Here is a 22,805-nt window from a genome sequence, read left to right on the forward strand (position 1 = left end):
GGTCAACCCTTGGAAGCGGTCGGGTCCTTGGTTATCGTTTGCCTCCAAATGACATCCCGGCGGCCTTTGCACCGCCGCGAGTTCGACCGGAGGCACCGTGACGGGCGCACCGCACGACGACGACACCTACGAGGCCTGGCAGCGGCGCGCCCGCGCGCTGGCCCTCCCCACCGCCCACCTCATCGACGGCGCCCCGGAACCGGGCGGCGGCGCCACCTTCGCGGTGGTCTCCCCGCGCGACGGGCGCCTCCTGGCCGAGGTCGCGGCCGGCGGGGAGGCGGAGGCGGACGCCGCCGTCGCCGCCGCCCGCCGGGCCTTCGACCGCGGCCCCTGGCCCCGGCTCGCCCCCGCCGAGCGCGGGCGCGTGCTCCAGCGGCTCGCCGACCTGGTCGAGCGCCACCGCGACGAGCTCGCCCTGCTGATCAGCCTGGAGATGGGCAAGCCGGTCACCGAGGCGCGGGACATCGAACTGCGCGCCGTCGCCGCCACCTTCCGCTGGTACGGCGAACTCGCCGGCAAGCTCACCGACGAGGCCCCGCACACCCCCGGCGACGCCCTCGCCCTGGTCACCCGGGAACCGGTCGGCGTCGTGGCCGCCGTCGTGCCCTGGAACTTCCCCCTCACCATGGCCGCCTGGAAGACCGCGCCCGCCCTCGCCGCCGGCTGCACCGTCGTCCTCAAGCCCGCCGAGCAGTCGCCGCTGTCCGCGCTGCGCCTGGGCGCGCTGGCCGCCGAGGCCGGGCTGCCCGACGGCGTCCTCAACGTGCTGGCCGGCCAGGGCCCCGAGGCCGGCCGCGCGCTCGGCCGCCACCCGGACGTCGACGCGCTCGCCTTCACCGGCTCCACCGAGGTCGGGCGGCACTTCCTGCGGTACGCCGCCGACTCCAACCTCAAGCGGGTCTGGCTCGAACTCGGCGGCAAGTCCCCGAACATCGTGCTGCCCGACGCCCCCGACCTGGAGCGGGCGGCGGCCACCGCCGCCTGGGGGATCTTCTTCAACCAGGGCGAGATGTGCACCGCGCCGTCCCGGCTGCTGGTGCACCGCGCGGTCGCCGACCGGGTGGTGGACGCGGTGGTCGAGCGCGCCCGCACCCTGCGGGTCGGCGACCCGCTCGACCCGGCCACCGAGATGGGTCCGCTGGTCACCGCCGCCCACCGCGAGCGCGTCCTCGGGCACATCGCGGCCGCCCACCGGGACGGCGCCCGGCTGCGGGCGGGCGGCGAGCCGGCGCTGCCCGACAGCGGCGGCCCCTACCTGCGGCCCACCGTCTTCGACCAGGTCGGCCCGCGGATGCGGCTCGCCCGCGACGAGGTGTTCGGCCCGGTGCTCGCCGTGCAGGTCTTCGACACCCCCGAGGAGGCCGTCCGGATCGCCAACGACAGCGTCTACGGGCTGGCCGCGGGCCTGTGGACGTCCGACCTCTCCACCGCGCACCGGATGTCCCGGGCCCTGCGGGCGGGTACCGTCTGGGTCAACTGCTACGAGGAGGGCGGACTCGAAGTGCCCTTCGGCGGCGTGCGGCAGTCCGGGCACGGGCGCGACAAGTCCGCGCACGCGCTGGACAAGTACACCGACCTCAAGACCACCTGGATCCGGCTGTGAGCGCGCGGCGGCCGCTGATCGCGCTGCCCGCCCGCCACTCGGCGTCCGTCTCGGCGCTGCGGTACGCCGCCGTGGTGGCCGCCGAGGCGCTCGCCGAGGCCGTCTACCGGGCCGGCGGCGAGCCGTTCGTGATGCTGCCCGCCGGGCCCCGCGCTCCCGGGCCCGCCGGGGCCGAGGAGGTCGCCGAGCGGCTCGCGCGCTGCTCCGGCCTGCTGCTGCCCGGCGGCGGGGACCTCGATCCGGCGCACTACGGCGAGACCTCCCGGCACCCCGAGGTCTACGACCTGCACGCGGGCCAGGACGCCTTCGACCTCGCGCTCGCCGGGTACGCCCTGGTGGCCGGGCTGCCGACGCTCGCCGTCTGCCGCGGCCTGCAGGTCGTCAACACGGTGCTCGGCGGCACCCTGGAGCAGGACATGGGCGGCCCCGGGCGCGACCACCGGCACGTGGTGCACCCGATCGCGCCGCGGGCCGGCAGCCTGCTGGCCGGGCTGGCCGGCGCGGGGGAGCGGGAGGTCTCCTGCTACCACCACCAGCGGGTGGCCCGGCTCGGGCGGGGGTTGCTGGTGACGGCGTGGGCCGCCGACGGCACCGTGGAGGCGGTCGAACTCGCCGAGCCGGCCGGGTGGTTCCTGGGCGTGCAGTGGCACCCGGAGGACACCGCGGCCACCGACCGGGCCCAGCAGGCGGTGTTCGACGCCCTGGTGGAGGCCGCGGCCGCCGAGGGCCGCCGGGGCTGAGCGCACGACGCGAGGGACCCGTCCATCCGTGGACGGGTCCCTCGCGTCGTGCGGCGTGTCAGGCGTCGCGCCGGCGGCGACCACCCGGGCGCGGCGGCGGGGGAGCGTCGGCGGTCAGCTCGGCGCGGCGGGCCTCGCCGTCCTGCTCCAGGGTGCCGACGACCCGCCGCAGCAGGCCGGCCAGCTGCTCGCACTCCTCGTCGGAGAGCGCGCCGGCCACGAAGGCCTCCTCCTGGTTGAAGCGCGGGAACAGCCCGGCCATCAGTTCCTCGCCGGACGGGGTGAGCCGCAGCAGCACCATCCGCCCGTCCGAGGGGTGGCCGACCCGCTCGACCAGGCCGCGCGACTCCAGCGTGCGGGCGACCCCGGTGAGCGTGCCCTTGGAGATGCCCGCCTCCTCGGCGACGTAGCGGGTCTCCATCTCGCCCCAGATCCAGACCACCCAGAGGACCACGAAGGACGTCCAGGTCAGCTGGGCGCCGCGCAGGACGGAGTTCTCCAGGTGCTGGCGGACGGCGGCCGCCGCGCGGTGGATGTTGCCGACGGCGGCCATCTGCGCGCGCAGCAGCGGTACCCCGCCCAGCTTGGCCCGGACGGCCTGCTCGGTCTCCTCGATGGTGCGGTTGCTCACCGGTGGTCCCCTCCCCGCGGGCGGGCCGCGGTCGTGTCGTGGGGCCGAATCTAGCGCGACCGGCACTCCATTTGCACCCGTACGATTCCTCGGCGGTGACGGCGGTGGTGATGACGGCGGCGGGGTACGGGCCCGGGGTGCGGGCCCGCACCCGGGGTCAGGCGCCGGTGGCGGACTCCAGCAGCCGGCCGCCGTTCCAGACCACCCCGACCTGTCGGTAGTAGGCGCCGATCGGCTCCTCGATCCGCAGCGCCGCCAGCTCCTCGGTCGGCGCCTCGAACAGCTCCAGCTCGGCCGTGCCGCGCCAGGCCGGCCCGGCCTCGAAGGCGGCGGCCCCGCTCTCGACCAGCTCGTCCAGGGCGAGCGCGCCCGGCCGGTCGATGGCGGGCAGCCGGCGGTGGTGGGCCATCGGGTGGCCGTTGACGAAGCCGTTGGTCGCGGACTCCTCCTCCAGCGTCACCACCGCCTGGGCGAGCCGCCGGTCGGCCGCCGCGAGGGTGGCGCCGAACCGGGCGCCGGGGGCGATTCGGGGCGCCGGGCCGTAGGGGTGCGGGCGGGTCTGGTGGATCGAGCCGAGCTTCTTCGGGTAGCCCTGGTGCAGGCCGCGCGCGATGGCGAAGTCCTTGTCCACCCAGATGTAGACGCAGCGCGAGTAGGTGCGGCCCCGGTAGGAGCAGCGCACCACGGCGAAGCACTCCTTGTACTGCGCGCGGACCGGGTCGAGCAGTTCGGCGCCGTCGGCGGCGCAGGACTGCCAGTCGGCCCAGATCAGCGCGACGGCGCCGGGGTCCTCCTCGGCGAGTTCCAGCGGGGCGGGCAGCAGTTCGGCGACCCGGGCGGGGTCGGTGCGGTACTCGACCGTCAGCAGGTCGCCCGAGTAGTGCCAGGGCGGGGACGGGACGAGCGAGGAGCGGCCGGTGGCCGTCCTGGGGTGAAAGAAGCCGTGCACGGTGGCCACGGCACCTCCTGGATCGCGGGGGCCGGGGAGAGCGGCGGGCGGCGGTTCGGAGCGGCGCCGCGCGGTCTCTCGTTTGGGGCCATACGATATGCCCTGACGGGCGGGCTGTCACCCCGTCCGCGCGGATCGCGCGGATCTGCCCGGGGGGCTTGTCCGGCGGTGCCGGTCGGGCCTACTGTTTGATCCCAAACGAGAGTCCCGGGCCGGAGCTGACCGTTCGCCCGCCCGGACCACGGTGAACTCCCCACCCCCCACGCCCGCCTCACGAGGAGGCCCGCAGTGACCGACCCGGTCGCCATCCCCGAAGCCGCCCCCGCCGCCCAGGACCCCGCCGTGCCGGACTCCGCCGCCCAGGACTCCGCCGGGCAGGACCCCGCCGGGCAGGACCCCGCCGGGCGGAGCCCCGAGGCGGTGGCCGCCGACCTGAAGGCCCGCGGCATCGACGTCGTCCGGATCACCTACCCGGACCTCATGGGCTCCGACCGCGGCCGCGACGTCCTGGTCGACGCGCTGCCCGCCGCCGTCCGCCACGGCCTCACCTTCTGCCGCGCCATCTACCACACCGGACCGCTCGGCGAGGTCGTCCCGGTGGAGGGCGGCCTCGACGCCGGCCTGCCCGACATCACCGTCCACCCCGACCTCGCCACCCTGGTCCCGCTGCCCTGGGAACCCGGTGTCGCCTGGTGCCTGGGCCGCGTCACGGACCCGGCCACCGGCCGCCCGTGCCCGGAGTCCCCCCGCGAGGTCCTGCACGGCGTCACCGGGCGCCTGGCCGGGCACGGCCTGACCGCCGTCGTCGGACCGGAGCTGGAGTACTTCCTCTGCGAGCCCGACCCGGCCGCCCCGAGCGGCTGGCGCCCGTACGCGGCCGCGCCCGGCAACGTCTACGTCGCCGGCCGGCGCGGCGACCCGGACGGCCACCTGCTGCGCACCCTGCGCCTGCTCGCCGGGCTCGGCATCGGTGCCACCATGGGCAACCACGAGTTCTCCGGCGGCCAGTTCGAGATCAACCTGACCCACTCCGAGGCCGTCGACGCCGCCGACCGGGCCTTCCGCTTCAAGGCCGCGGTCAAGGAGATCGCCCGCACCGAGGGCCGGCTGGCCACCTTCATGGCCAAGCCGTTCACCGGCGAGGGCGGCTCCGGCTTCCACCTGCACGTCTCCTGCCTCGACGGCGAGGGGCGCAACGCCTTCGCCGACCCCGGCGCGCCCGACGGCCTCTCCGCCACCGCCCGGCACGCCATCGGCGGCGTCCTGCGGCACGCCCCGGCGCTCGCCGCGCTGCTCAACCCCACGGTGAACTCCTACAAGCGGTTCGGGCCGGACACCCTGGCGCCCTGGCTGATCGACTGGGGGCTGGACAACCGCAGCGCGATGGTGCGCATCCCCCCGGAGCGCGGCGACGCGACCCGCCTGGAGGTGCGCCTGGGCGACGCGAGCGCCAACGCCCACCTCGCCGTCGCCGGCCTGGTCGCCGCCCTCGCGCTCGGCGTCGAGGAGGCCGTGGAGCCGCCCGCGCCGTTGGAGGGCTACGGCTACGACGCGACCAAGGCACCCGTGCTGCCCGGCTCGCTGGGTGCGGCCCTGGACGCGCTGGAGGCCGACACGGCGCTCTGCGAGGCGCTGGGCAAGGGCTTCGTCTCGGCCTTCCTCGCCTTCAAGCGCGCCGAGCTGGAGCGCTTCGGCCGGTACGTCACCGACTGGGAGTTCCGCGAGTACGGCTACCACCTCTGAGCAGCCGTCCGCCGGCCCCGCCGCCCCGACCCGGGCCGGCGGGGCCTTCGCCGTTCCGCGGGCCGGGCCGGGAACCGCGACGCCGGACCCGGAACGCCGGACCGGGAACGACGACGCCGCCCCGGGCCGGCGGGCCCGGGGCGGCGCGAGGGGCTGGCGCGAGGGGGTGGCCGTCAGCGCTCGGCGGCGGGCGCCGGGATGATGCCCAGCCCGTCCGCGCCGACCTGCACGGCCGACTCGTCCAGCGCCGCCGAGACCACCGGCTGCGGCCTGCCGTCGAGGTCCAGCACCGGCGTGGCCTCCTTGTACCAGGACTCGATCACGGCGTTGCCCCAGAAGTCCCGCCGCCGGTCGTCGTGCACGTTCCAGCGGTAGGTCTCGTGGTCCGGGTCCCCGGTGTAGTAGTCGGAGGTGTAGATCTCCACCCGGTGCCCGTCCGGATCGCGCAGGTACAGGTAGAAGGCGTTGGACACGCCGTGCCGGCCCGGACCGCGCTCGATGTGGTGCTCGGCCCGCAGCGAACCGAAGATGTCGGCGGTGCGCAGCACCTGGTGCGCCTCGGGGGCGAACACCCCGACGTGGTGCATCCGCGGGCCGGCGCCGCTGGTGAACGCCACGTCGTGCACGGTCTGCTTGCGGAACATCCAGGCCGCGTACAGCTCGTGCTCGTCGCCCTCGATGGTCTCCGAGCAGCCGAAGCCCAGCGCGCGGTAGTGCTCGTAGGCGGCCGGGATGTCCGGCACCACGATGTTGAAGTGGTCCATCCGCGCGACCTCCGCGCCGCGGCGCAGGTCGTAGCGCTGGATGAGGCGTTCGGCCCGGTCGATCGCGTGGAAGAACTCGACCGGGAAGCCGAGCGGGTCCACCACCCGCACCGCGTCGCCGACGCCGCGCGTCCCGGCGCCGGCCGGCACCCGGCGCACCGGGCAGCCGAGCGCGGTGAAGTACGCCTCGGCGCGGTCCACGTCCTCGGGCGTGCGCACCCGGTAGGCGATGTGGTCGAGCGCGGGCGCGTCGCCGGCCCGCAGCACCAGGCTGTGGTGGGTCAGCTCGTCGGTGCCGCGCAGGTGGAGCGTGCGGGCGTCCTCGTACTGGACGTGGAAGCCGAGCATGTCGACCCAGAACCAGCGGGCCCGGGGCACGTCGGTGACGACGAGCTGGGCGTAGGCGGAGCGGACGACGTCCGGCGGGGTGGGCATCTGCGTGACCTCCATCGGCGTGACTCCCATCTGCGGGTTCAGTGCTGCTCGTCGGCGCCGAAGCGCGGCGTGTGGACGTCCCCGAGCATCACGTGGACGATCTTGGACTCGGTGTAGAAGTCGATGCTGTGCGCACCGCCCTCGCGGCCCAGACCGCTGGCCTTCACCCCGCCGAACGGCGTGCGCAGGTCGCGGACGTTGTGGGAGTTGATCCAGACCATGCCGGACTCCACCGCGTGGGCGACCCGGTGACCCCGCTTGAGGTCGGACGTCCACACGTATGCGGCCAGACCGTATGCGGTGGAATTCGCCAGGTCAATGGCCTCCTCCTCGTCGTCGAACGGCGCGACCGCCACGACCGGGCCGAAGATCTCCTCCTGGAAGATCCGGGCGTCGCGCGGCACGTCCGCGAAGACCGTCGGCTGGAGGTAGTTGCCCTCCGGCAGGTGCGCGGGACGGTCGCCGCCGGCCACCAGGCGCGCCTCGGACTTGCCGGCCTCGACGTAGTCCAGCACCCGGCGGTAGTGCACGGGGTGGACCAGGGCGCCGACCTCGGTCGCCGGGTCGCCCGGCACGCCGACCCGGACCCGCTCGGCGCGCTCGGCCAGCCGGCGGGTGAACTCCTCGTACAGCGGGCGCTCGACCAGCACCCGGGAGCCGGCCGTGCAGCGCTCGCCGTTGAGCGAGAACACGCCGAAGACGACCGAGTCGAGGGCGGTCTCGACGTCCGCGTCGGCGAAGACCACCACCGGGGACTTGCCGCCCAGCTCCATCGAGACGGTCTTCAGCCGGTCCGCCGAGCAGCGCACGATGTGCCGTCCGGTGGCGGTGGAGCCGGTGAAGGAGAGGATCGGCACGTCCGGGTGGTCCACCAGGGCCTGCCCGGCCTCCGTGCCGAGACCGTGCACGATGTTGACCACACCGGCCGGCAGGCCGGCCTCGGCCAGGATGTCCGGCCACAGGCTCGCCGACAGCGGCGTCCACTCGGCGGGCTTGAGCACCAGGGTGCAGCCGGAGGCGATGGCCGGCGCCAGCTTCCAGCTCTCCAGCATGAACGGGGTGTTCCACGGGGTGATCAGCCCGGCCACGCCGACCGGGGTGCGCACCACGTAGTTGAGCTGCTGGGTGCCGACCCGGAAGGCCTCCTCGCCGAGCGCCACGACCACGTCGGCGAAGTAGCGGAAGTTCTCGGCGGCGCGCCGGGCCTGGCCGCGCGCCTGGGTGATCGGCAGGCCGGTGTCGAAGGACTCGAAGGCGGCCAGCTGCTCCTCGCGGGCCTCGACGGCGTCGGCGATCCGGTTGAGCACGGTGGCGCGCTCGCGGTTGCCCAGCGCCGACCAGGCCGGGAAGGCGGCCCGGGCGGCCGCCACCGCGCGGTCGACGTCGGCCGCGCCGCCCGCCGCGAGGGTGGCGTAGGCGGTGTTGGAGACCGGGTCGGCGACGTCGAGGACGCGGCCGTCGGCGGACGGCACGCGCGCGCCGCCGATCCAGTGCAGGATCTCGCCGGGCAGCGCGGCGGGGCGGGCCGGGGCACCGGCCGGGTCGGCGGCGGGCTGCGGGGCCGCCTCGGTGGTGGTGGTCATCTCGTCTCCTGCTCTCGGGGTGGGAGGGGCGCCGGGCCCGGGGTCACAGCTGCTGGGTGAGGTCGCCGCCCGCGGCGAGCAGCGCGCGGATCCGCTCCAGGCCGGCCTCGGTCGGGGCGGTGAGCGGCGGGCGGACGTGGCCGGAGGCGATCCGGCCCTGCTGGGCCAGCACCCACTTGGCGGGGGCCGGGTTGGTCTCCACGAACAGCAGGTCGACCAGCGGGTGGAGGCGGTAGTGCAGCTCGCGGGCGCCGGCGTGGTCGCCCTGCTCCCACAGCTCGTACATCCGGGCCACCGCGGCGGGCGCCAGGTTGGCGACGGCGCTGATGAAGCCGGCCCCGCCGAGGGCCATCAGCGGCAGGCAGAGCAGCTCGATGCCGGACCAGACGAGCAGCTCGGGGCCGCAGGCGTGGATCACCCGGGAGAAGTGCTCGAAGTCCTTGGTGGTCTCCTTGACGCCGACGACGTTGTCGAAGTCGGTGAACAGCCGGCGCACCGTCTCCGGCTCGATGTCCACGGCGGTGCGCGAGGGCACGTTGTAGACGACCAGCGGCAGGTCCGGGAACTCCCGGGCCACCGTGGCGTACCACCGGTACAGCGCCTCCTGGGTGGGCCGCGCGTAGTAGGGGGTGATCACCAGGGCGGCGTCGGCGCCGAGTTCGGCCGCCGCGGCGGTGAGTTCGAGGGTCTCGTCGAGCTTGGCGGAGCCGGTGCCGGGCAGGAACGGCACCCGGTCGGCGATCTCGTCGGCGGCGGTGCGCATCGCGGCGATCCGCTCGGCGACGCTCTGCGCGCTCGGCTCGCCGGTGGAGCCGCCCAGCGAGATGCCGTGCGAGCCGGAGTCGAGCTGCCAGCGGACGAGGGCGCGCAGCGAGTCGTGGTCGACGGCGCCCTCGGCGGTGAAGGGCGTGACCACGGGGGCGAGGGAGCCGCGGATCACGGACGGGTCGCTTCGGAACTTCATCGGGTCTCCGTGGGGGGAGTGGGGGCGGGGGGAGGAGGGTCAGTCGCCCTGGCGCTCGCGCTCGTAGCGGGCGCGCCAGTGCGCGTTCATCGGGTAGAGGCCGTCGATGCCGGCGCCGCCGTCCACCTGCCGCAGGACGAAGCGCTCCTCGTCCTCCTGGGCGGCGGCGTCCCGGGCGACCTCGGCGGCCAGCGCGGGCGGGATCACCACGACGCCCTCGGCGTCGCCGACCAGGACGTCGCCGGGCATCACCAGCACTCCGCCGCAGTCGACCGGCACCTGGGAGTCCATCGGGACGTGCCGGCGGCCGAGCACGGCGGCGTGCGGCCCCGCGTAGTAGGAGGGCAGGTCGAGGCCGGCGAAGGAGGGGCTGTCGCGCAGTCCGCCGTCGGTGACCACGCCGGCCGCGCCGCGGCGCAGGGCGCGCAGCGCGAGGATGTCGCCGAGGGTGCCGGAGCCGTGCTCGCCGCGGGCGCCGATCACCAGCACCTCGCCCGGCAGCAGCTCCTCGACGGTGCGCTTCTGGGCGTTCATCCCGCCGCCGATCGCGGCGAACACGTCCTCGCGCAGCGGCAGGTAGCGCAGGGTGCGGGCGGTGCCGACCATCCGCAGGTCGGGGCGGGCCGGGCGGACGCCCTCGATGAAGTGGTGGTCGATGCCGCGCTTGCGCAGCTGGGCGGAGAGGGTCGCGGTGGAGACGGTGCGCAGCAGGGCGGCGGTCTCCTCGTCCAGCCCGGCCGGGGCGCCCCGGTCCGGTCCGGCGGCGGGCGCGGGCGGCGGGACGGAGCCGTAGGCGGCCTGCCGGGCGGACTCGGTGACCCGGGGCAGCGCGCCGTACTCGGTGACGCCCGGTTCCTCGGCGACCACCTCGTTGCGCAGTCGGCCGCTCTCCTCCAGCTCGACCTCGACCACGTCGCCGGGGTGCACGACGGTGGAGCCGGCCGGGGTGCCGACGAGCAGGACGTCGCCCGGCTCCAGGGTGGTCGAGCGGGACAGGTCGGCGATCAACAGGTCGACCGGGAAGAGGAGTTCCTCGGTGGAGGCGTCCTGGACGAGCAGGCCGTTGACCCAGGTGCGCAGCCGCAGCCGGGCGGGGTCGACGCCGGTCAGCAGCGCCGGGCCGACGGGGGTGTAGCCGTCGCGGCCCTTGGCCCGCAGGTTGGCGCCGAGGTCGGCGTGCTTGAGGTCGTAGACGCCGAAGTCGTTGGCGGCCGCGTAGCCGGCCACGTGCTCCAGGGCCTGCTCGCGGGAGACCCGGTGCGCCCGCTTGCCGATGACCACCGCGATCTCGCCCTCGAAGGCGAGCAGTTCGCAGCCGACCGGGCGGACGACGGGCTGTCCGCTCCAGGAGAGCGAGGACGGGGGCTTCAGGAAGTAGGAGGGGGCGTCGGGTGTCCGCCCGCGCTCGGCCGCGCGGCTGCGGTAGTTGAGGTGCACCGCGATGATCTTTCCCGGGGCCAGTCCGAGGGGGTGTGCCACATTGCCCTCCTAGAATCGTATACGGCATCATGCACGATAGCGGACGTGATCGACGCTGGCCATGGTTGATCGGATGTGACTTCGTACATGATCCGCGGATGCGGACCGGCCCTGTCGAGATCATGACGGGGCGGGTGGGCGTGCAGTACTATCAAAAATCGTATGCGAAAGCAGGGGAGAGGTGCAGTGGTCATGACCCACAGCGATGACCTGGCGGTGCGGATCATCACGCCGGAGGAGGGCGACGCGGGCGGCGTCGGGGGCCGGCCGCCCGTCGTCCTGCTGCACGGCTTCGCCTCCGACGGCGAGAGCGACTGGATCGCGCCGGGCACCGCCGCCGCGATCGCCGCCACCGGGCGCACCGTGCTGGTGCCGGACCTGCCCGGGCACGGCGCCTCGCCGGACCCGGCCGACGCCGCCGAGGCCGGCGCGGGCGCCCTGACCGCCCGGCTGCTGGCGGCCCTGGACGCCGCCGGGGTGGGGGAGTTCGACCTCGTCGGCTACTCCCTCGGCGCCCGGCTGGCCTGGGAGTTCCCGGCGGCCGCGCCCGGGCGGGTGGGCCGGGTGGTGCTCGGCGGGCTCAGCCCGTTCGAGCCGTTCGCCGGCGTCGACGTCGAGGCGCTGCACCGCGCCGTCGCCGGCGGCGGCGAGCCCGCCGACCCCTTCACCGGCATGGTCGCCGGACTGGTCCGCTCCCGCGGCGAGCGCGCCGCGGCCCTCGCCCGCTGTGTCGAGGGTCTGCGCAACACCCCCTTCGCGCCCGGGCATTGGGCCGGCCGGACCGCCCCGGTGGTGGTGGTCGGCGCGGACGATGTGATGACGCGGGGCATCGAGAGTATCGTTGCTCCCCTTGACGGGGCGGAACTGGTGACCGTTCCCGGCGATCACCTGGGGGCCCTGGCCGGTGCGGAGTTCCGCGGCGTCGTGCTGAAGGCCCTCGCCCGGTGACCGCCCGGGGCGCGCGGACCGCCCGGCGGTCCGCCACGGGGGCGAGTGCCGTGCTGAGGAAGGACGAGGGAACGGCGTTGGGTTCCGCGAAGGACCGAACTGGTGGGTCGAAGGCCGAGCAGAGCTACGAGTTGCTCCGCTCGCGGATCCTCGACGGCACGTACGGCCCGGGCTACCGCCTGGTGATGAACCAGCTCGCGCAGGAGACCGGGGTCAGTACCATCCCGCTGCGCGAGGCGCTGCGCCGGCTGCAGTCGGACGGCCTGGTCGAGGTGGTGCGCAACATCGGCGCCAGGGTGGCGGTCTTCGAGGCCGTCCAGGTTGAGCACTCGCTGCAGATCCTGGCCCGGCTGGAGGGGTACGCGACGGCCGTCTGCGCACCGCTGCTGACGCCGGACCAGATCGCCGCCTCGCGCGAGATCAACGCCCGGATGGTGGCCGCGCTGGACGAGTTCGACCCGGCCGCGTTCACCGCGCTCAACCGCACCTTCCACTTCTCGATCTACCAGCACTGCCCGGACGCGCACCTGCGCTCCCTGCTGGAGGAGGAGTGGGCCCGGCTGGACCACATGCGCCGCTCCACCTTCACCTACGTGCCGGGCCGGGCCCGGCGCTCGGTGGTGGAGCACGAGCAGATCCTCGACCTGATCGAGCAGGGTGCCGACGCGGCCGAGATCGAGCGGGTGGCCTGCGCCCACAAGGCGGCCACCGCCGACGCGCTGCACCAGGCCAAGCCGTCCGGCTGAGCCGGCCCGCACAGCCCGAAGGGGCGGGAGTCCGCGGAGGACTCCCGCCCTTTCCGGGTTCCCGGAGGTCAGACGAGCAGCTGGCCGCCGTCCACCTGGACCACCGCGCCGGTGATGTGGCGGGCCTGCGCCGAGGCGAGGAACAGCACCAGCGGCGTCAGGTCGCCGGTCTCGGCGATCCGGCCGAGCGGGATCCGCGCCTCCCAGGCGCCGCGCGCGGCCGCGTCGTCCATCAGCGGCGCGGTCATCGGGGTGTGCACCGGCCCGGGGGCGACGCCGTTGACCCGGATGCCGTGCCCGGCGAGTTCCAGCGCGGCGGTGCGGGTGAGCGCGTCCACCGCGGCCTTGGTGGCCTCGTAGTGGCCGAGCCCCGGGGTGGGCTGGCGGGCGCCGATCGAGCTGATGTTGACGATCGCCCCGCCCCGGCCGCTGTCGACCATCTGCCGGCCGACCACCTGGGTCACCGTGAAGGTGCCGCGCAGGTTCACCGAGACGACCAGGTCGAAGACCTCGGCGGGCAGGTCGATCAGCGGACCGCCCCCGCCGGCCAGGCCCGCGTTGTTGACCAGCACCTCGACCGGGCCGAACCGCTCGGTGGCCTCGGCCAGCGCCGCGGCCACGCTCGCCCGGTCGGTGACGTCCATGGTGACGGCGAGCGCGGTGGCGCCCAGCTCCTCCGCCACGGCGTCCGCCGCCGCGCGGTTCAGGTCGGCGACCACCACCCTGTCCCCGGCCGCCGCGAAGGACCCGGCGACCGCCCGGCCGATGCCGCTGGCCGCCCCGGTGACCAGGACGACGCGCCCTGCGCCCGCCGTCGCGCCCTCGGTGCTCATCGTGCCTCCGCGATGATGATGCGCGGGCTGCCGGGCAGCGCGCGGGTCTCGACGGGCTCCCAGCCGGCCTCGCGCAGCCAGCCGCGGACCTCGTCCTCCGGGTAGACGATCGTGCCGTCGATCACCAGGTACTCGCCGGCGTGCAGGGCGTCGATGGCGCGCTGCTTCTCGTCGGAGTCCAGGAAGAAGTCCAGCAGGACCAGCTTGGCGCCCTCGGCCGCCGCCGCGCGCGCCCGGCGGGCGATGGCGAGGTTCTGCTCGGCGTCGAAGCGGTGCGCCACGTGCTCCAGCAGCACCAGGTCGAAGCCGCCCGGGACGTCGCCGGCCACGGCGTCGCCCTCGACGATGTCGACCCGGTCGGCGACCCCGGCCGCGGCCAGCACGTCGCGGGCGTGGCCGACCAGCTCGCCGGCCGAGAAGAAGGTGCCCTTGAGGCCCGGGGCGGCGGTGAGCGCCTCGGCCAGGAAGGAGCCGGACAGGCCGCCGAGGTCGAGCACCCGCTCGTGCGCGGTGAAGTCGTAGTGCTCGGCGAGCAGGCGGGCGTGCAGGGCGTTGTACGTCATGACGCCGCCGAGGAAGGTGGTCATCCGCTCGCCGCCGAAGTCCAGCTGCTGCGGCTCGGCGGTGCGGCTGGTGTCGCCGAAGCCCAGCCAGTGGCCGTAGCTGATCTCGTCCAGGAAGGTGAGGAAGGGGCGCAGGTCGATCTGGCCGTCGGCGCCGGTGAGGTAGGCGGCGGTACTGGCAGAGTTGGCGTAGCGTCCGTCGGTGCGCTCCAGCAGGCCGAGCCCGGCCATCGCGTCGGCCAGGATGCGGCTGGTGCGCTCGGGCAGGCCGGTGCGCTCGGCGAGCTGCGGCACGTCCAGCGGGCCGTCGGCGAGCGCGGCGAACAGGTTCGCGTCGGCGGCGGCGAAGAGCTGCTTGGCGGCCATGTAGCCGACGGCCACCTCGACGATCGGGGCCGGGTCCGCGGAACGGGGGGATTCCGGGCGAAGGGACATCGCGTCCTCCTTGACGGTCAAAGAATATGCCGGATGCTATACGATCGCCTTCCCGGCGGCCAGAGCCGGACCACTCGGATCCTCAGGAGGTTGGCGTGGAGTACTCGGAAACCGTGTCCCGGGACGGCGGCACCCAGGCGGTGCCCCGGCGCCGGCTCGGCGCGGACGGCCCGCAGGTGCCGGTGTTCGGCCTCGGCTCGTGGAACACCTGGGACCGGATGACCACCGACGAGGCGGCCGAGCTGGTCGCCCGCGCCGTCGCGCGCGGGGTGAACCTGTTCGACGTCGCCCACTACAACTTCGGTCCGCACGCGGAGAACGCGGTCACCGACATCCTCTTCGGCGAGGCCGTGCGGGGCGCCGGCCTGTCCCGCGCGGACTACCTGCTCTGCGGCAAGCTGTGGCTCTGGGACTACCCGAAGGCCTCCTTCGCCGAGCAGCTGGAGGTCTCGCTGGCCCGGGTCGGCACCGACCGCGCCGACTTCGTGGTGGTCGGCGACTACCTGGGCGAACTCGACGTCCCGGCGGTGGTCACGGACGTCGCCGAGCAGGTGCGGGCCGGGCGGTTCACCGCCTGGGGCGTCAACAACTGGTCGGCGGACGACCTGGCCGGGGCCTGCCGGTTCGCGCGGGCCGAGGGCCTGGTCGCGCCGTCCTTCGCCCAGCTCAAGTACAGCCTGGCCCGCCGCTCGGTGCCCGAGGGCGAGCCCTACGGGCGGCTCTTCGACGAGTTCGGGCTCGGCCTCCAGGCCTCCGACGTGTTCGAGGGCGGCATCCTGGCCGGCAAGCTGCACCCGCAGCGCAAGATCGGGGCCGACCCGGGCGGCATCCGCGAGCGGATCCGGGAGTCCTACCCGGAGGTGCTGCGGATCGCGGAGGGCTTCGGCGCCACCCCGGCCCAGCTCGCGGTGGCCTTCACGCTCACCCACCGGGCCGCGGCGAGCGTGCTGTTCGGCGCCAGCAGCCTGGAGCAGTTCGAGGCCAACCTCGGCGCGCTCGACCTGCTGGAGCGCCACGGGGACGAGCTGCGCGCGGCGGTCGCCGGCCTCTGGCTGGACCGCGACGTCGTCCACCCCGGCGCCTCCTGGGGCACCGACGCGCCCGCGACGTAGGACGGACGCGCCCCGTCCCTCCCGCGCGGGAGGGACGGGGCGTACGCGCCCGGCCGCGGTCTCAGCGCTCGTGCACCACCCGGCCGTCCACCACCGTCATCGCCACCGGCACCTCGGGCAGCGCGGCCGGGGCGACCTCCCGCAGGTCCGCGTCCAGCAGGCACAGGTCGGCCGCCTTCCCGGCCTCCAGCGTGCCCTTCCAGTCCTCGGCGCCGTCCTGCCGCGCCGGGGCCGCCGTGTAGGCGTACAGCGCCTCCGCCAGGGCGAGCCGCTGGTCGCGGCCGGTGGCCTCGACGGCCCGGGTGGCCGCCGCGGCCGCGCCGGCCCGCCAGTCCGGGGCGAGCACCGGGGCGTCCGAGCTGAGGCAGAGCGGCACGCCCGCCGCCAGCGCGTCGCGCACCGGCCAGGCGTGCGCCAGCGCGTCCGCGCCGAGCGCCCCGGCGAGCATCGGGGCGGTCGCGGCGGCGATGCCCGGCTGGGTGTTCAGGCCCACCCCGGCGGCGGCCATCGCGGCGAGCGTCGCCGGGTGCAGCACGTCGCCGTGGATGAGGTAGTGCCGTCCGTCCCGGCCGTCCGCCGCCCGGGCCTCGGCGAAGGCCTCGGTGACCACCCGGGTGGTGCGGCTGCCGGTGGCGTGCACCCCGATCTGGTGGCCGGCCGCGTGCGCGGCGCGGATCATAGCGCGCAGGTTCGCCTCCCGCTCGCCCGGGTCGGCGCCGTCCACCAGCAGGTCGCCGTGGCCGCCGTCGGCGTACGGCTCCTCGCTCCAGGCGCTGCCCATCGGCGGGATGCCGTCGGCGAAGATCTTCACCCCGGCCACCCGGAACCAGCCGGGCACCTCGGCGGGCGCCGCGAACCCGGTCAGCCCGCGCAGCAGGTCGGCGGCGCTGCTCGCGCCGTCCAGCAGGCCGAACAGCAGCAGGGCGGTCACCCGCGCCCGCAGCAGGCCCTCGGCGGCCAGCTCGGCGTACTCGGCCAGCACGGCTGAGGAGAAGCAGCCGGTCGGACCGCCGTCCTCGCCGGGGCCGAGGCCGGGCTCGGTGTAGCTGGTGATGCCGAGCGAGGCGAGCAGCTCGCCGGTGCGCAGGATCGCCCGGCGCCGCTCGGCGGGGGTGCCCAGGGCCGCCAGGGCCGGCCCCTCGCCCGCGTGGTCGTGGCCGTCGTGGCCGTGCCCGCCGCCGCCGGGGCCGCCGTCCGCCGGCGCGGCCGCCAGCTGGGCCATCAGCGTGTCCGGCCACATCGTGCCGAGCCAGGCGCCGTGCAGGTGCGAGTCGTTGATCCCGGGCAGCAGGGAGCGCCCGCGCAGCTCCACCACCCTGGTCCCGGGCCCGATCAGCGGCGCCACCTCGGCATCGGTGCCGACCCGGACGACCGTGCCCGCGTGCACCGCCAGCGCCTCGGCGACCGTACGGGCACCGTCCATCGTGTGCACGCGGCCACCCCGCATGACCAGGTCAGCTGTGGTGATTCCGGCCTGGAATCCGTTGCGCATCATCTTGCTCCCAGCTCTGGACACCGTGGATTGTGACTGCTTAACGTACATGGAATCAGATACGATTTTCGAGTGCCGAACCCCCCAAGCGGCACCGGGCAATCGGAGGTAAACGATGCCCCTGCACCCCGAGGCACAGCTGATCATCGACCGGGCCGGTGCGGCGGAGCAGCCCGCCCAGCCCGTCGAACTCGATGCGGCCACCATGCGCGAGCAGTTCCGCACCACCTGGATCATGCCGGAGACCCTGCCGACCGTCGGCTCGGTGGTGGACAGCACCGTCCCCGGCCCGGCCGGCGACATCCCCGTGCGGATCTACACCCCCGAGGGCGAGGGCCCCTTCCCCGCCTTCGTCTGGCTGCACGGCGGCGGCTGGACCATCGGCTGTCTCGACGAGAACGAGTACTCCTGCCGCGCCGTGTGCGCCGCCGCCGGCGCCGTGGTCGTCTCCGTCGACTACCGGCTCGCCCCCGAGCACCGCTACCCGGCCGCCGCCGACGACTGCTACGCCGTCCTCACCTGGCTCCACGAGAACGCCGCCACGCTCGGCGCCGACCCCGAGCGCCTCGCCATCGGCGGCGAGAGCGCCGGCGGCAACCTCGCCGCCGTCACCAGCCTGCGCGCCCGCGACCAGGCCGGACCCCGGATATCCCTCCAGGTCCTGGTCTCCCCGGTGGTCGCCCACCCCGACGAGGGCCGGGTCTCCTACCGGGACTTCGCCGAGGGCTACTTCCTGTCCAAGGACAGCATGGACTGGTTCTTCACCCAGTACCCGCGCGACGAGGCCGACCTCGCCGACCCCTACCTGCTCCCGATGCGCGCCCGCGACCTGTCCGGACTGCCCCGGGCGCTCGTCCTGGAGGCCGAGTACGACGTGCTGCGCGACGAGGGCGAGGAGTACGCCCGGGCGCTCGCCGCCGCCGGCGTCGAGACCTCGCTGGTGCAGTTCGACGGCCTCATCCACGGCTTCTTCGGCCTGCTCGCCACCGACCTCACCGACGCCGCCCGGGCCCACGCCCTGGTCGCCGACGCCATCCGCGCCGCCTGCGGGGACGCGCGATGACACCCGCGCTCGCGCTGCGCGACCTCTGCATCAGCCGCGCCGAGGCCCCCGTCGTCCACGGGGTGAGCCTGGACGTCGCCCCCGCCTCGGTCACCGTCCTGCTCGGGGCCAACGGCGCCGGCAAGACCACCCTGATGGACGGCATCGCCGGCCTGGTGCGCTGCACCTCCGGCACCGTCAGCCTCGACGGGAAGCCGATCGACAAGCTGTCCACCTACCGCCGCGCCACCGCCGGACTCGCCTACGTCGAACAGGCCCGCAGCGTCTTCCGCACCCTGACGGTCGAACAGAACCTGCTGGTCGCCCAGCGGGACGGCGCCGACCTCGACACCGCCTACCGGCTCTTCCCCGAGCTGGACAAGCGCCGCGGCCTGCAGGCCGGCCACCTCTCCGGCGGCGAGCAGCAGATGCTCGTCCTCGGCCGCGCCCTGGTCTCCCGGCCGAAGACGATCCTCATCGACGAGATGTCCTCCGGCCTCGCGCCGGTGGTCGTCCACCGCCTGATGAAGGCCGTCGCCGAGCTCGTCGACCTCGGCATCGCGGTGCTCCTCATCGAGCAGTTCGCCCACCTCGCGCTGGAGATCGGCGAGCGGGCCTACGTGCTCAGCAAGGGCCGGCTCGCCTACGACGGCCCCTGCGCCGAACTGCGCGGCGACGCCGACCGGCTGCACGACTTCTACTTCGGCGCGACCCCGCAGCCCGCCGGCGCGGCGGTGGCGGACCACGGCCCGGGCAGCGGCCCGGCGGAGAGCGGGGGAGCATGAGCCTCACCGAAAGACTGGCCGGCGACCGACGGGCACTGCTCACCGGCCTCGGCGCCGCCGTCGCCGCCTGCGTCCTGGTCCCGGCCCTGCTGCCCGCCTACTGGGTGTACCTGGCGATCACCGCCGTGGTCAGCGCCGTGATCATGCAGAGCTACGGCGTCATCGTCGGCCGGGTCGGCGTGATGTCGCTCTGCCAGATGTCCTTCGCCTCGATCGGCGCCTGGGTGGTGCTGCGGCTCAACGTCGCCGACGCCCCCGGCGGCTTCCTGGTCTGGCTGGTGCTCGGCGGCCTGGCCGCCGTCCCGGTCGGCGTCGCGATCGGCCTGCCCGCGCTGCGCATCCGCGGCGTCAACCTGGCCGTGGTGACCTTCGGCTTCGCGGTCTCCGCCGACATCGTGCTGAACGCCAACCAGATGCCCGGCATGTCCGAGCTCAAGACCCTGGAGCGGCCCGCGCTGTTCGAGGAGGACGGCGCCTACTTCGTCCTGGTCGTCCTGGTCTTCACCGTGATCGCCCTCGGCCTCGCGCTGCTGAACCGCACCCGGCTCGGGATGTCCTGGACGGAACTGCGGCACTCCGAGCGGGCCGCCGCCGCGCACGGCGTCTCGGTCGCCCGCAGCAAGCTCGCCGCGTTCGCGATCAGCGCCTTCGTCGCGGGCGTCGGCGGCGGCCTGATGGCCGGCCAGCTGGGCCTGGTCGTCCCCGGCAACTTCGCCATGATGCAGTCGCTCGCGCTGTTCGCGGTCGCCATCATGATCGGCCCGCACAACCCCGAGGGCGCCGTGATGGGCGGCATCTTCGGCGCCGTGATGGCGACGGTCCTGGAGAAGCTGGACCTGCCGCAGGACCTCGGCGGCATGCTGTTCGGCGTCGGCGCCGTGTTCGCGCTGCGCAGCGGCGTCAGCCAGACCGACTTCACCCGCTCCCGCAAGCGCGAGCGCGCCGCCCGCGCCTTCCTGAAGGAGTACGAGGCCGCGGCCGCCGACCGCCCGGCCGAGCCCGAGGCGCCCGCCGCCCCCGCCACCGTGGCCACCGGCGAGCCGGCCCTCACTGTCAGCGGGCTGACCGTCCGCTACGGCCGGGTCACCGCCCTGGACGCGGTCGACCTGACCGTTCCGCGGGGCGCCGTGGTCGGCCTCATCGGCCCCAACGGCGCCGGGAAGTCCACCTTCATCGCCGCCGTCACCGGCTTCGTCGGCGGCTACGCGGGAAGCGTGGCGCTCGCCGGGGACCCGCTCGACCGGCTCAGCCCCAGCGCCCGCGCCGGCCGCGGCCTGCGCCGCACCTTCCAGACCACCACCATCGCCCCGGAGCTCACCCAGTACGAGTACCTCACCATCGGCGCCGGCCGCAGCCTCTCCACCGAGGAGGCCGACGAACTGCTGGACTTCTTCGGCTGCCCGCCCGGCCGCCTGCCCGTCTCGCTGGTCGACGCCGGCGCCCGCCGCCTGCTCGACGTCGCCGCGGCCGTCGCCGCCCGGCCCGCCGTCGCGCTGCTCGACGAGCCCGCCGCCGGCCAGTCCGCCGCCGAGTCGCTCGCCCTCGGCCGCCGGCTCGCCCAGGTGCCCGCCCGGTACGGCGTCTCCGTCCTGCTCGTCGAGCACGACATGGACCTCGTCCAGGCCGCCTGCTCCGAGGTCACCGTCCTCGACTTCGGCCACGTCATCGCGAGCGGACCGACCGGCGAGGTGCTCGCCGACCCGACCGTGATGGCCGCCTACCTCGGCACCGCGGACGTCCCGGTCGCCTGACCGGCGCCCCGCACCGCCCCGTCTCCCGCACCCCCACACCCACCCTCGCGCGGGACCGCGCAGCTCCCCCCAGTTCCGGCGCGCCCCCACAGAACGGAATGAGTGCACCCATGACGCACGCCCGGCCGATCGCCGCCCTCGCCGCCGCCACCGCACTGGCCCTCGGCGCCACCGCCTGCAACAGCTCCGAGTCCGGCTCGGAGTCCGGCCCGATCAAGGTCGGCTCGATCAACGGCATCACCGGCCTCTTCCAGACCCCCGAGGTCCCCCAGGCGGTCAAGGCCGTCTTCGACGAGGTCAACGCCGCCGGCGGCATCAAGGGCCGCAAGCTGGAACTCGTCAGCATGGACGACGCGATGAACCCGCAGCGCTCCACCGAGGCGGCCGTCGACCTCGTCAAGTCCAAGAAGGTCATCGCCCTGGTCGGCTCCTCCAGCGCCGTCGACTGCGGCCTCAACCGCGCCACCTACAGCAAGGAGCGGATCGTCTCGATCCCGGCGGTCGGCGTCGACCCCGCCTGCTTCACCAGCCCCAACATCGCCCCGGTCAACCCCGGTCCGTTCAACCTGCTGACCGCCAACCTCTACTACGCCTCCGAGGTGCTCAAGCGGGACAAGGTCTGCCTCGACTACACAGTGCTGCCCGGCAGCGGCGGCGGCATCGAGGACGCCATCAAGAAGTGGACCGTGCTGACCGGCAAGCAGCTCGCCCACAAGGAGCTCGCCATCGCCGAGGGCGACCCGACCAAGTACCTGGTCGCCGACAAGGGCGCCGGCTGCCAGGCCGTCCTCTACAACGGCATCGTCGGCCCGTACTTCGCGCAGGCCAAGACCCAGGGCATGGACGACGTCGACTTCATCGTCGGCGCCAACAGCTACACGGACGCCAACGCCCAGGCCATCCCGGCCGGCCTCAAGGTCTACGCCGGCACCGAGTGGCAGCCGTACACCGACACCACCCTGCCGGGCAACGACCGCTGGTCCCAGCTGGTCGACAAGAACAAGATCCAGAAGACCGCGTTCAGCCAGGGCGGCGTGATGGCGGCCGACCTGTTCGTCCAGGTCCTCAAGGGCATGTCGGGGCCGATCACCCGGGAGACCGTCACCGAGGCCTTCAAGACCATGCAGCCGATCGAGTACCCGATGGTCGGCACCCCCTGGGTGTTCGGCGACAGCGACGCCCACAACCCGGTCCAGGGCAGCCGCTTCGTCCAGGCCGTCGACGGCGCCTGGAAGGTCCTCCCCGAGGGCTTCGTCGTCCCCGGCAAGAAGTGACCCCGACCCCGCAGGACCCCCGCCGGACCCCAGGAGGTGTCCCATGCTCAACTCCACGCTCGCGGGCCTGACCGGCGGCGGCGTCTACGCCCTGCTCGGCCTCTGCGTCGTCCTGACCTACCGGCTCGTCGCCACCGTCAACTTCGCGATGGCCGCCGTCGGCGCGATCGGCGCCTTCGTCATGGTCAGCCTCACCGACGAGGGCGTGAGCCTCTGGCTGGCCCTGCCCGCCGGGGTGCTCGCCGGGGCCGCGCTGTCCGCCCTGCTCGGCACGGTGCTGGTGCGCTGGTTCGCCGGCCACTCGCAGAACACCAAGGCGGCCGTCACCGTCGCCGTCTACGTCGCCGTGATGGCCGCCGGACTGCGGCTGTTCGGCTCCACCACCACCGGCGCGCACACCTTCCCGAGCCCCTTCGAGAAGCCGGTGCTCACCCTCGGCGGCGTGGTGATCCCGCAGTCCGTGCTGGTCACCATCGCCTTCGCCGCGCTGATCACCGTCGGCGTCGGCCTGCTGCTCGGCCGCACCCGGCTCGGCCTGCGCCTCCAGGCGCTCTCCGAGCAGCCCGCCACCGCCGAGGTGGTCGGGATCCCGGTGGCCAGGCTGGCCGTCGCCGTGTGGGCCGCCATCGGCGCCGTCACCACGCTGGTCGTGGTGCTCGCCGCGCCGCGCCTGGGCGGGGACTTCTCCACCCTCGGCAAGCTCATCAACACCGCGCTGGCCGTGGCCATGCTCGGCGCCTTCCGCAGCCTGCCGCTGACCCTGCTCGGCGGCCTCGTCCTCGGCTGCCTGGAGGGCCTGTCCGCCTCCGTCGAGGCGATCCAGAAGTACCAGGGCGTGGTGCCCTTCCTGGTCATCGTGGTGCTGCTCTGGTGGCGCAGCCGCAACGAGGTCTGGGACACCGCGCACAGCCGATGACCGGCCCGGGCACCTGC

At 74.7% G+C, this 22,805-nt stretch carries 20 protein-coding genes; 11 read left to right on the forward strand and 9 right to left on the reverse strand.

Annotation, left to right across the window (positions count from 1 at the left end; all coding sequences use genetic code 11):
* The first annotated feature begins 97 nt into the window (after nucleotides 1–97).
* Both ACFC0B_RS04450 and ACFC0B_RS04455 read left to right on the forward strand, forming a co-directional pair.
* Nucleotides 98–1,603 carry an aldehyde dehydrogenase gene (locus ACFC0B_RS04450; protein ID WP_376081977.1) on the forward strand — a complete coding sequence of 502 codons (1,506 nt, stop codon included), beginning with the start codon at nucleotides 98–100 and terminating at the stop codon, nucleotides 1,601–1,603.
* Nucleotides 1,600–2,343 (forward strand): gamma-glutamyl-gamma-aminobutyrate hydrolase family protein, encoded by a 744-nt coding sequence (locus tag ACFC0B_RS04455; RefSeq protein WP_376081979.1) that lies wholly within the window; start codon nucleotides 1,600–1,602, stop codon nucleotides 2,341–2,343. The genes ACFC0B_RS04450 and ACFC0B_RS04455 overlap by 4 nt, the downstream gene beginning before the upstream one ends.
* Before the next feature lie 58 nt (nucleotides 2,344–2,401).
* Here ACFC0B_RS04455 and ACFC0B_RS04460 read toward each other — a convergent pair whose 3' ends face one another.
* Nucleotides 2,402–2,974 carry a MarR family winged helix-turn-helix transcriptional regulator gene (locus ACFC0B_RS04460; RefSeq protein WP_376081982.1) on the reverse strand — a complete coding sequence of 191 codons (573 nt, stop codon included), beginning with the start codon at nucleotides 2,972–2,974 and terminating at the stop codon, nucleotides 2,402–2,404.
* A gap of 157 nt (nucleotides 2,975–3,131) precedes the next feature.
* Nucleotides 3,132–3,932 carry an acetoacetate decarboxylase family protein gene (locus ACFC0B_RS04465; RefSeq protein WP_376081985.1) on the reverse strand — a complete coding sequence of 267 codons (801 nt, stop codon included), beginning with the start codon at nucleotides 3,930–3,932 and terminating at the stop codon, nucleotides 3,132–3,134.
* 471 nt (nucleotides 3,933–4,403) lie between these two features.
* Here ACFC0B_RS04465 and ACFC0B_RS04470 point away from each other — a divergent pair, with 471 nt between their 5' ends.
* Nucleotides 4,404–5,666 carry a glutamine synthetase family protein gene (locus ACFC0B_RS04470; RefSeq protein ID WP_376082405.1) on the forward strand — a complete coding sequence of 421 codons (1,263 nt, stop codon included), beginning with the start codon at nucleotides 4,404–4,406 and terminating at the stop codon, nucleotides 5,664–5,666.
* 173 nt (nucleotides 5,667–5,839) lie between these two features.
* Here ACFC0B_RS04470 and hpaD read toward each other — a convergent pair whose 3' ends face one another.
* The 4 genes from hpaD to ACFC0B_RS04490 are packed head-to-tail and all read right to left on the reverse strand — an operon-like array spanning nucleotide 5,840 to nucleotide 10,891.
* Entirely contained in the window at nucleotides 5,840–6,880 is a 1,041-nt protein-coding gene (gene hpaD, locus ACFC0B_RS04475) for a 3,4-dihydroxyphenylacetate 2,3-dioxygenase (protein WP_376081987.1), read from the reverse strand.
* A gap of 23 nt (nucleotides 6,881–6,903) precedes the next feature.
* Nucleotides 6,904–8,448, reverse strand: coding sequence for a 5-carboxymethyl-2-hydroxymuconate semialdehyde dehydrogenase (gene hpaE, locus ACFC0B_RS04480; RefSeq protein WP_376081990.1), 1,545 nt, complete (start codon nucleotides 8,446–8,448; stop codon nucleotides 6,904–6,906).
* Between the two features lie 43 nt (nucleotides 8,449–8,491).
* The gene (gene dapA / locus ACFC0B_RS04485; RefSeq protein WP_376081993.1) at nucleotides 8,492–9,412 is read right to left on the reverse strand and encodes a 4-hydroxy-tetrahydrodipicolinate synthase; all 921 of its coding nucleotides are present in this window, start codon (nucleotides 9,410–9,412) and stop codon (nucleotides 8,492–8,494) included.
* Nucleotides 9,413–9,451: 39 nt separating this feature from the next.
* Nucleotides 9,452–10,891: a fumarylacetoacetate hydrolase family protein gene (locus ACFC0B_RS04490; protein WP_376081996.1), complete on the reverse strand. Its 1,440-nt coding sequence runs from the start codon at nucleotides 10,889–10,891 to the stop codon at nucleotides 9,452–9,454.
* 192 nt (nucleotides 10,892–11,083) lie between these two features.
* Here ACFC0B_RS04490 and ACFC0B_RS04495 point away from each other — a divergent pair, with 192 nt between their 5' ends.
* Both ACFC0B_RS04495 and ACFC0B_RS04500 read left to right on the forward strand, forming a co-directional pair.
* Nucleotides 11,084–11,839: an alpha/beta fold hydrolase gene (locus ACFC0B_RS04495; protein ID WP_376081998.1), complete on the forward strand. Its 756-nt coding sequence runs from the start codon at nucleotides 11,084–11,086 to the stop codon at nucleotides 11,837–11,839.
* Nucleotides 11,840–11,916: 77 nt separating this feature from the next.
* A complete protein-coding gene (locus ACFC0B_RS04500; RefSeq protein ID WP_376082000.1) occupies nucleotides 11,917–12,585 on the forward strand; it encodes a GntR family transcriptional regulator in 669 nt (222 codons plus the stop codon).
* Between the two features lie 68 nt (nucleotides 12,586–12,653).
* On the opposite strand, the gene ACFC0B_RS04505 is transcribed toward ACFC0B_RS04500, so the two are convergent.
* Both ACFC0B_RS04505 and ACFC0B_RS04510 read right to left on the reverse strand, forming a co-directional pair.
* The gene (locus ACFC0B_RS04505) at nucleotides 12,654–13,418 is read right to left on the reverse strand and encodes an SDR family NAD(P)-dependent oxidoreductase (RefSeq protein ID WP_376082001.1); all 765 of its coding nucleotides are present in this window, start codon (nucleotides 13,416–13,418) and stop codon (nucleotides 12,654–12,656) included.
* Entirely contained in the window at nucleotides 13,415–14,416 is a 1,002-nt protein-coding gene (locus ACFC0B_RS04510; protein ID WP_376082003.1) for a methyltransferase, read from the reverse strand. The genes ACFC0B_RS04505 and ACFC0B_RS04510 overlap by 4 nt, the downstream gene beginning before the upstream one ends.
* A gap of 95 nt (nucleotides 14,417–14,511) precedes the next feature.
* Here ACFC0B_RS04510 and ACFC0B_RS04515 point away from each other — a divergent pair, with 95 nt between their 5' ends.
* Nucleotides 14,512–15,528: an aldo/keto reductase gene (locus tag ACFC0B_RS04515; RefSeq protein ID WP_376082005.1), complete on the forward strand. Its 1,017-nt coding sequence runs from the start codon at nucleotides 14,512–14,514 to the stop codon at nucleotides 15,526–15,528.
* A gap of 61 nt (nucleotides 15,529–15,589) precedes the next feature.
* On the opposite strand, the gene ACFC0B_RS04520 is transcribed toward ACFC0B_RS04515, so the two are convergent.
* Nucleotides 15,590–17,020 (reverse strand): amidohydrolase, encoded by a 1,431-nt coding sequence (locus ACFC0B_RS04520; protein WP_376082008.1) that lies wholly within the window; start codon nucleotides 17,018–17,020, stop codon nucleotides 15,590–15,592.
* Between the two features lie 115 nt (nucleotides 17,021–17,135).
* Between ACFC0B_RS04520 and ACFC0B_RS04525 the strand changes: the two genes are divergently transcribed.
* The 5 genes from ACFC0B_RS04525 (at nucleotide 17,136) to ACFC0B_RS04545 (ending at nucleotide 22,788) form a co-directional block, all read left to right on the forward strand.
* Nucleotides 17,136–18,083, forward strand: coding sequence for an alpha/beta hydrolase (locus tag ACFC0B_RS04525; protein ID WP_376082009.1), 948 nt, complete (start codon nucleotides 17,136–17,138; stop codon nucleotides 18,081–18,083).
* Nucleotides 18,080–18,847: an ABC transporter ATP-binding protein gene (locus tag ACFC0B_RS04530; RefSeq protein WP_376082011.1), complete on the forward strand. Its 768-nt coding sequence runs from the start codon at nucleotides 18,080–18,082 to the stop codon at nucleotides 18,845–18,847. The genes ACFC0B_RS04525 and ACFC0B_RS04530 overlap by 4 nt, the downstream gene beginning before the upstream one ends.
* Nucleotides 18,844–20,598 (forward strand): ATP-binding cassette domain-containing protein, encoded by a 1,755-nt coding sequence (locus tag ACFC0B_RS04535; RefSeq protein WP_376082013.1) that lies wholly within the window; start codon nucleotides 18,844–18,846, stop codon nucleotides 20,596–20,598. The genes ACFC0B_RS04530 and ACFC0B_RS04535 overlap by 4 nt, the downstream gene beginning before the upstream one ends.
* A 110-nt stretch (nucleotides 20,599–20,708) precedes the next feature.
* The gene (locus tag ACFC0B_RS04540; RefSeq protein ID WP_376082016.1) at nucleotides 20,709–21,872 is read left to right on the forward strand and encodes an ABC transporter substrate-binding protein; all 1,164 of its coding nucleotides are present in this window, start codon (nucleotides 20,709–20,711) and stop codon (nucleotides 21,870–21,872) included.
* Between the two features lie 43 nt (nucleotides 21,873–21,915).
* Complete coding sequence (locus tag ACFC0B_RS04545; RefSeq protein ID WP_376082018.1) at nucleotides 21,916–22,788, forward strand: branched-chain amino acid ABC transporter permease; 873 nt, start codon at nucleotides 21,916–21,918, stop codon at nucleotides 22,786–22,788.
* The last annotated feature ends 17 nt before the right edge of the window (nucleotides 22,789–22,805 follow it).

This window comes from Kitasatospora sp. NPDC056184, assembly GCF_042268405.1.
Lineage (GTDB): Bacteria > Actinomycetota > Actinomycetes > Streptomycetales > Streptomycetaceae > Kitasatospora.